The following is a 7,129-nucleotide window of genomic DNA, read 5'->3' on the forward strand; positions in this document are numbered from 1 at the left end:
CGCGGGATGTCGTCATCACAAAGACGTTTTCCTCACGCAAGAAATTGACGGCGGGTAGCTCGTCCTGCACGCGAATTGGCATAACCTGATAACCTCACTACATACGTTTAAACGTTTAGACATCCAGATAGCTGAAGATACCCAGGAATCATGCGAATGTCGAGCATGCATCCTCAAGTTGAGAAAGATTCACGGCCCTTGCTGTAGAATAGTGCAGTAATGATAAAAGGAGAATGCCATGCCCTTTACCATTCGTCGTTCGCGTAAGGACGAAGGCGATAAGCTCATATCTATTTGGTGTCGTTCTGTCGATGCGACGCACCATTTCCTCTCTACGGATTATCGGATTGAGCTGGAAGAGCTGGTAAGTTCATTTTTACCAGAAGCTCCGCTATGGGTTGCAGTGACAGAACAAGATGAGCCTGTCGCCTTTATGCTTTTGACCGATCAGCATATGGATGCGTTGTTTGTCGATCCGGATGTGCATGGTAGTGGCGTTGGTAAACTGCTGATTGAACATGCTTTATCAATGGTTTCAACGCTAACGACCAACGTTAATGAACAGAATGAGCAGGCAGTTGGATTCTATAAGAAGATGGGATTTACTGTGACGGGACGGACGGAAGTGGACGATCTCGGACGAGCGTACCCGTTACTCAACCTCGTACACGGGTAGCCGTATCCGGATAACTGCTGGCGCACATCGCGCCCGGCGGTTTTTACCCCGCACACACGCAAAAAAGCCCATCCGTCAGGATGGGCTTCTTCACTTTATTTGATGCCTGGCAGTTCCCTACTCTCGCATGGGGAGACCCCACACTACCATCGGCGCTACGGCGTTTCACTTCTGAGTTCGGCATGGGGTCAGGTGGGACCACCGCGCTACAGCCGCCAGGCAAATTCTGTTATTAACCCGCTTTTCGCCGGTTAATGTTATCTGTATCAAGCTGAATGTCGTCTCTTCGCCAAAACATCTTCGGCGTTGTAAGGTTAAGCCTCACGGTTCATTAGTATCGGTTAGCTCAATGTATCGCTACACTTACACACCCGACCTATCAACGTCATAGTCTTTAACGTTCCTTCAGGAGACTTATAGTCTCAGGGAGAACTCATCTCGGGGCAAGTTTCGTGCTTAGATGCTTTCAGCACTTATCTCTTCCGCATTTAGCTACCGGGCAATGCCATTGGCATGACAACCCGAACACCAGTGATGCGTCCACTCCGGTCCTCTCGTACTAGGAGCAGCCCCCCTCAATTCTCCAGCGCCCACGGCAGATAGGGACCGAACTGTCTCACGACGTTCTAAACCCAGCTCGCGTACCACTTTAAATGGCGAACAGCCATACCCTTGGGACCTACTTCAGCCCCAGGATGTGATGAGCCGACATCGAGGTGCCAAACACCGCCGTCGATATGAACTCTTGGGCGGTATCAGCCTGTTATCCCCGGAGTACCTTTTATCCGTTGAGCGATGGCCCTTCCATTCAGAACCACCGGATCACTAAGACCTGCTTTCGCACCTGCTCGAGCCGTCACTCTCGCAGTCAAGCTAGCTTATGCCTTTGCACTAACCTCCTGATGTCCGACCAGGATTAGCTAACCTTCGTGCTCCTCCGTTACTCTTTAGGAGGAGACCGCCCCAGTCAAACTACCCACCAGACACTGTCCGCAACCCGGGTAACGGGTCCACGTTAGAACACCAGCCATTAAAGGGTGGTATTTCAAGGATGGCTCCATGCAGACTGGCGTCCACACTTCAAAGCCTCCCACCTATCCTACACATCAAGGACCAGTGTTCAGTGTCAAGCTATAGTAAAGGTTCACGGGGTCTTTCCGTCTTGCCGCGGGTACACTGCATCTTCACAGCGAGTTCAATTTCACTGAGTCTCGGGTGGAGACAGCCTGGCCATCATTACGCCATTCGTGCAGGTCGGAACTTACCCGACAAGGAATTTCGCTACCTTAGGACCGTTATAGTTACGGCCGCCGTTTACCGGGGCTTCGATCAAGAGCTTCTCCTTACGGATAACCCCATCAATTAACCTTCCGGCACCGGGCAGGCGTCACACCGTATACGTCCACTTTCGTGTTTGCACAGTGCTGTGTTTTTAATAAACAGTTGCAGCCAGCTGGTATCTTCGACTGATTTCAGCTCCACGGGTAAACCGCTTCACCTACATATCAGCGTGCCTTCTCCCGAAGTTACGGCACCATTTTGCCTAGTTCCTTCACCCGAGTTCTCTCAAGCGCCTTGGTATTCTCTACCTGACCACCTGTGTCGGTTTGGGGTACGATTTCGTGTTACCTGATGCTTAGAGGCTTTTCCTGGAAGCAGGGCATTTGTTACTTCAGCACCGTAGTGCCTCGTCATCACACCTCAGCGTTAAAAAGGTACCGGATTTACCTGGAACCTCCGCCTACATGCTTAAACCGGGACAACCGTCGCCCGGCTAACATAGCCTTCTCCGTCCCCCCTTCGCAGTAACACCAAGTACAGGAATATTAACCTGTTTCCCATCGACTACGCCTTTCGGCCTCGCCTTAGGGGTCGACTCACCCTGCCCCGATTAACGTTGGACAGGAACCCTTGGTCTTCCGGCGTGCGGGTTTTTCACCCGCATTATCGTTACTTATGTCAGCATTCGCACTTCTGATACCTCCAGCATGCCTCACAGCACACCTTCAACGGCTTACAGAACGCTCCCCTACCCAACAACACATAGTGTCGCTGCCGCAGCTTCGGTGCATGGTTTAGCCCCGTTACATCTTCCGCGCAGGCCGACTCGACCAGTGAGCTATTACGCTTTCTTTAAATGATGGCTGCTTCTAAGCCAACATCCTGGCTGTCTGTGCCTTCCCACATCGTTTCCCACTTAACCATGACTTTGGGACCTTAGCTGGCGGTCTGGGTTGTTTCCCTCTTCACGACGGACGTTAGCACCCGCCGTGTGTCTCCCGTGATAACATTCTTCGGTATTCGCAGTTTGCATCGGGTTGGTAAGTCGGGATGACCCCCTAGCCGAAACAGTGCTCTACCCCCGAAGATGAGTTCACGAGGCGCTACCTAAATAGCTTTCGGGGAGAACCAGCTATCTCCCGGTTTGATTGGCCTTTCACCCCCAGCCACAAGTCATCCGCTAATTTTTCAACATTAGTCGGTTCGGTCCTCCAGTTAGTGTTACCCAACCTTCAACCTGCCCATGGCTAGATCACCGGGTTTCGGGTCTATACCCTGCAACTTAACGCCCAGTTAAGACTCGGTTTCCCTTCGGCTCCCCTATACGGTTAACCTTGCTACAGAATATAAGTCGCTGACCCATTATACAAAAGGTACGCAGTCACCCCATAAAGAGGCTCCCACTGCTTGTACGTACACGGTTTCAGGTTCTTTTTCACTCCCCTCGCCGGGGTTCTTTTCGCCTTTCCCTCACGGTACTGGTTCACTATCGGTCAGTCAGGAGTATTTAGCCTTGGAGGATGGTCCCCCCATATTCAGACAGGATACCACGTGTCCCGCCCTACTCTTCGAGTTCACAACCTGTGCATTTTGGTGTACGGGACTATCACCCTGTACCGTCGGACTTTCCAGACCGTTCCACTAACACACAAGCTGATTCAGACTCTGGGCTGCTCCCCGTTCGCTCGCCGCTACTGGGGGAATCTCGGTTGATTTCTTTTCCTCGGGGTACTTAGATGTTTCAGTTCCCCCGGTTCGCTTCATTACGCTATGTATTCACGTAATGATAGTGTGTCGAAACACACTGGGTTTCCCCATTCGGAAATCGCCGGTTATAACGGTTCATATCACCTTACCGACGCTTATCGCAGATTAGCACGTCCTTCATCGCCTCTGACTGCCAGGGCATCCACCGTGTACGCTTAGTCGCTTAACCTCACAACCCGAAGATGTTTCGTAAAACATCATCGTGTTGCGAAAATTTGAGAGACTCGAACACACCGCTTTTCATTTCTTATTACGGAGAAATGAAACAGTGTGTCGTTTCAATTTTCAGCTTGATCCAGATTTTTAAAGAGCAAAACTTCGCAGTGAACCTTTTCAGGTACACTCTGAAGTTTTCTTGTGTTTTTGCAGTAAAGATGGTGGAGCTATGCGGGATCGAACCGCAGACCTCCTGCGTGCAAGGCAGGCGCTCTCCCAGCTGAGCTATAGCCCCATCGTAGTTATCTCATTCACCTTAATTCTTGCTGAGACAAGGCGTGGAGCGGCGAAGCATACTGAAGTATGCGAGTCGTTTCACAACGCGGTATCAGAAAGAATTTGGTAGGCCTGAGTGGACTTGAACCACCGACCTCACCCTTATCAGGGGTGCGCTCTAACCACCTGAGCTACAAGCCTGCAGAGATTTTCTTACTGCTAATTTTCATCAGACAATCTGTGTGAGCACTACAAAGAACGTTTCTTTAAGGTAAGGAGGTGATCCAACCGCAGGTTCCCCTACGGTTACCTTGTTACGACTTCACCCCAGTCATGAATCACAAAGTGGTAAGCGCCCTCCCGAAGGTTAAGCTACCTACTTCTTTTGCAACCCACTCCCATGGTGTGACGGGCGGTGTGTACAAGGCCCGGGAACGTATTCACCGTGGCATTCTGATCCACGATTACTAGCGATTCCGACTTCATGGAGTCGAGTTGCAGACTCCAATCCGGACTACGACATACTTTATGAGGTCCGCTTGCTCTCGCGAGGTCGCTTCTCTTTGTATATGCCATTGTAGCACGTGTGTAGCCCTACTCGTAAGGGCCATGATGACTTGACGTCATCCCCACCTTCCTCCAGTTTATCACTGGCAGTCTCCTTTGAGTTCCCGGCCGGACCGCTGGCAACAAAGGATAAGGGTTGCGCTCGTTGCGGGACTTAACCCAACATTTCACAACACGAGCTGACGACAGCCATGCAGCACCTGTCTCAGAGTTCCCGAAGGCACCAAAGCATCTCTGCTAAGTTCTCTGGATGTCAAGAGTAGGTAAGGTTCTTCGCGTTGCATCGAATTAAACCACATGCTCCACCGCTTGTGCGGGCCCCCGTCAATTCATTTGAGTTTTAACCTTGCGGCCGTACTCCCCAGGCGGTCGACTTAACGCGTTAGCTCCGGAAGCCACGCCTCAAGGGCACAACCTCCAAGTCGACATCGTTTACGGCGTGGACTACCAGGGTATCTAATCCTGTTTGCTCCCCACGCTTTCGCACCTGAGCGTCAGTCTTTGTCCAGGGGGCCGCCTTCGCCACCGGTATTCCTCCAGATCTCTACGCATTTCACCGCTACACCTGGAATTCTACCCCCCTCTACAAGACTCTAGCCTGCCAGTTTCGGATGCAGTTCCCAGGTTGAGCCCGGGGATTTCACATCCGACTTGACAGACCGCCTGCGTGCGCTTTACGCCCAGTAATTCCGATTAACGCTTGCACCCTCCGTATTACCGCGGCTGCTGGCACGGAGTTAGCCGGTGCTTCTTCTGCGAGTAACGTCAATCGTTGCGGTTATTAACCACAACGCCTTCCTCCTCGCTGAAAGTACTTTACAACCCGAAGGCCTTCTTCATACACGCGGCATGGCTGCATCAGGCTTGCGCCCATTGTGCAATATTCCCCACTGCTGCCTCCCGTAGGAGTCTGGACCGTGTCTCAGTTCCAGTGTGGCTGGTCATCCTCTCAGACCAGCTAGGGATCGTCGCCTAGGTGAGCCGTTACCCCACCTACTAGCTAATCCCATCTGGGCACATCCGATGGCAAGAGGCCCGAAGGTCCCCCTCTTTGGTCTTGCGACGTTATGCGGTATTAGCTACCGTTTCCAGTAGTTATCCCCCTCCATCGGGCAGTTTCCCAGACATTACTCACCCGTCCGCCACTCGTCACCCAAGGAGCAAGCTCCTCTGTGCTACCGTTCGACTTGCATGTGTTAGGCCTGCCGCCAGCGTTCAATCTGAGCCATGATCAAACTCTTCAATTTAAGTTTGATGCTCGTGAATTAAACTTCGTAATGAATTACGTATGTTCACTCAGAGACTTGGTATTCATTTTTCGTCTTGCGACGTTAAGAATCCGTATCTTCGAGTGCCCACACAGATTGTCTGATAAATTGTTAAAGAGCAGTGCCGCTTCGCTTTTTCTCAGCGGCGCGGGGTGTGCATATTACGCCATCCCGCTGCGAAGTCAAGCATTTAATATCGCTTTCTTCGCCGGAGTTCTCAGTGGAACCCCGCTGACCCGGCGGCTTGTAATCCGTTGTTCCGTGTCAGTGGAGGCGCATTATAGGGAGTTATTTCAGGCTGACAAGGGGAAATTTAAAATAATCTTCCGAGTGCGTATTTTTTATTCTTTACGTTTATTTTAACGACGTTTTGTTGGTTAATTGGGCTATTTCCCGCGCGAATCTCGCAACGTGTTCCCAATCGGTATACACCACTTCTTTATTCGTATCCGTTTCACCGCCTGACATCTTCATTATCAGTTGGATCATAACTCGGTCATACCAGCGATAGCGGGGATACAGCAACGCTCCCGCAATGACTGCACTGTGATCTGGTCGCCACGGCGAACTCATCAGGAACTTACGCGCATAGCTGTTGGTTTGCGGCGTACGTTTCTCCGGTTTACGGGCAACGAGGTTTACGGAGTAGAACGCACTCGGCATCGAATTCAGCCGTGTGGCATGCTTTTTCACAAACTCCTGAAAAGCAGCATGGTAATGACCATAGCGAATCGAGGCGCCAATCACCACGCTGTCATAATTTTGCCAGTCCGGCTCCGCGGTACGATGCAAATTAACAACATCTGCCCAAACGCCCAGCTCTTTGAGTTCAGAAGCCAGATATTCAGCGATTTCACGCGTTTGTCCGTCCCGGGAAGAAAAAAGAATCAGTGTTCTCACGTGTTACTCCATTATTCACGCCAGAAGGTAGGGGTAAAGAGCACCAGCAGAGTAAAGACCTCCAGACGACGAAACAGCATATTGTCAATCAGGATCCACTTCGCCACAGGGTTCATACTGGCAAAGTTGTCGGCAACAACCCCAGTCCAGGCCCCAGGTTATTCAACGTTGCCACAACTGAGGCAAACGCGGAGAAGTCATCAACGCCGGTCGCAATAATCGCCAGCATACTGATAAT

2 protein-coding genes, 2 tRNA genes and 3 rRNA genes are annotated in these 7,129 nt (G+C 51.3%); 1 reads left to right on the forward strand and 6 read right to left on the reverse strand.

Annotated features, from left to right (window positions below):
• The first annotated feature begins 238 nt into the window (after nt 1-238).
• Nucleotides 239-676, forward strand: a complete 438-nt coding sequence (locus ACVOLR_RS19620) for an acetyltransferase (protein ID WP_481537930.1) — start codon at nt 239-241, stop codon at nt 674-676.
• A 104-nt stretch (nt 677-780) separates the two neighbouring features.
• Here ACVOLR_RS19620 and rrf read toward each other — a convergent pair.
• The 6 genes from rrf to hemG form a co-directional block, all read right to left on the reverse strand.
• A 5S ribosomal RNA gene (gene rrf, locus ACVOLR_RS19625) occupies nt 781-896 on the reverse strand.
• A 90-nt stretch (nt 897-986) separates the two neighbouring features.
• A 23S ribosomal RNA gene (locus ACVOLR_RS19630) occupies nt 987-3,893 on the reverse strand.
• A gap of 206 nt (nt 3,894-4,099) precedes the next feature.
• A tRNA-Ala gene (locus ACVOLR_RS19635) sits at nt 4,100-4,175 on the reverse strand.
• A gap of 105 nt (nt 4,176-4,280) precedes the next feature.
• Nucleotides 4,281-4,357, reverse strand: a tRNA-Ile gene (locus tag ACVOLR_RS19640).
• Nucleotides 4,358-4,428: 71 nt separating this feature from the next.
• Nucleotides 4,429-5,970, reverse strand: a 16S ribosomal RNA gene (locus ACVOLR_RS19645).
• Together the 16S, 23S and 5S rRNA genes with 2 tRNA genes alongside form the textbook arrangement of a ribosomal RNA operon.
• A 375-nt stretch (nt 5,971-6,345) precedes the next feature.
• Nucleotides 6,346-6,891 carry a menaquinone-dependent protoporphyrinogen IX dehydrogenase gene (hemG, locus tag ACVOLR_RS19650; protein ID WP_481537931.1) on the reverse strand — a complete coding sequence of 182 codons (546 nt, stop codon included), beginning with the start codon at nt 6,889-6,891 and terminating at the stop codon, nt 6,346-6,348.
• Nucleotides 6,892-7,129 lie beyond the last annotated feature (238 nt).

This window comes from Stenotrophomonas sp. STEN030, from assembly GCF_056759995.1.